This is a genomic window from Mesorhizobium sp. M4A.F.Ca.ET.050.02.1.1 (assembly GCF_003997725.1).
In the GTDB taxonomy this organism is placed as follows: domain Bacteria; phylum Pseudomonadota; class Alphaproteobacteria; order Rhizobiales; family Rhizobiaceae; genus Mesorhizobium.
This window is the reverse complement of the sequence record NZ_RZSG01001152.1, coordinates 1-1,368: the sequence shown is the minus strand read 5'-3', so window position 1 is coordinate 1,368 and position 1,368 is coordinate 1. Positions and strand designations below refer to the sequence as shown.

The 1,368-nt window shown below is 68.9% G+C and carries 2 protein-coding genes; both read right to left on the bottom strand.

Going from position 1 to position 1,368, the window contains the following annotated elements; genetic code table 11:
- On the bottom strand, positions 1-574 hold a 574-nt coding region (gene purN, locus EOA33_RS35875; protein WP_127407735.1), incomplete at its 3' end, for a phosphoribosylglycinamide formyltransferase.
- Positions 571-1,368, bottom strand: a 798-nt coding sequence (gene purM / locus EOA33_RS35870; protein ID WP_127407734.1) for a phosphoribosylformylglycinamidine cyclo-ligase, incomplete at its 5' end; no start/stop codon positions are given. The genes purM and purN, both read right to left, overlap by 4 nt.

The window sequence follows — 1,368 nt, the reverse complement described above, 5'->3', positions numbered from 1 at the left end:
CCTTGCCTTCGGCGACCAGCCCCAGCGCCAGCGGGTAGAGCCGGTGCTCGGCCTTGAGCACGCGGGCGGCGAGCGTGTCCTCATTGTCGCCGACCATCACCGGCACGGCGGCCTGCGCGATGATCGGGCCGTCATCCATGTCGAGGGTGACGAAATGCACCGAGCAGCCATGGATGCGAACGCCGGCGCGCAGGGCGCGAGCATGCGTGTCCAGCCCCTTGAAGGCGGGCAGGAGGGCAGGGTGGATGTTGACCATCCGTCCCAGCCATTTCTCGACAAAGCGGGCGCCCAGGATGCGCATATAGCCGGCCAGCGCGACGATCTCGGCGCCGAAGCCGGCAAGCGCCGCATCGATCGCTCCGTCATGCGCTTCCTTGCTGCCATAGTCCGAGCGCTGGATCACCTTGGTGGGAATGCCGCGCGCGGCGGCGATGGCGAGGCCGGCGGCGTTGGCCCGGTCGGAGATGACGCCGACGATCTCGGCCGGGTAGGCCGGATCGCTCGCCGCCGCGATCAGCGCCGTCATGTTGGAGCCGCGCCCGGAGATCAGAACGACGGTGCGTTTCCTGCTCATAGGCCGATCGAGCCCCGGTAAATGACGCCGCCGTCGCGGCGCGGCACGATGCGGCCGATAGGCGTCACCGTCTCGCCGGCCTCCTGTAGCACGGCGGCCACTTGCGCCGCCTGGCCGGAGGCCACGGCGAGGATCATGCCGATGCCGCAGTTGAAGGTGCGCATCATCTCTTCCGGCGCGACACCGCCGGTCTTGGCCAGCCAGGCGAACACCGGCGGCACGTCGATGGCGTTGAGGTCGAGCTCTGCCGAGAAATCCTTGGGCAGCACGCGCGGAATGTTCTCGGGGAAGCCGCCGCCGGTGATGTGGGCGAGCGCCTTGATGCCATGCGTGTTGCGGATGGCCTTGAGGATCGACTTCACATAGATGCGCGTCGGCTCGAGCAGCGCTTCGGCAAGCGTCGCCTCGTCGTTGAACGGCGCCGGGTCGCTCCAGGCCAGGCCGCTGGCGGCAACGATGCGGCGCACGAGCGAATAGCCGTTGGAATGAAGGCCGGAGGAGGCAAGGCCCAAGAGCACGTCGCCCTCGACGATGTCGTCGGTGGGCAGCAGCTGGCCACGTTCGGCCGCGCCCACGGCAAAGCCGGCGAGGTCGTAGTCCTTGCCGTGATACATGCCGGGCATCTCGGCCGTCTCGCCGCCGATCAGCGCGCAGCCGGCCTGCCGGCAGCCCTCGGCGATGCCGCCGACGATCGATGCGCCCTGGTCGGGGTCGAGCTTGCCGGTGGCGAAATAGTCGAGGAAGAACAGCGGCTCGGCGCCCTGCACGACGATGTCGTTGACGCACATGGCGAC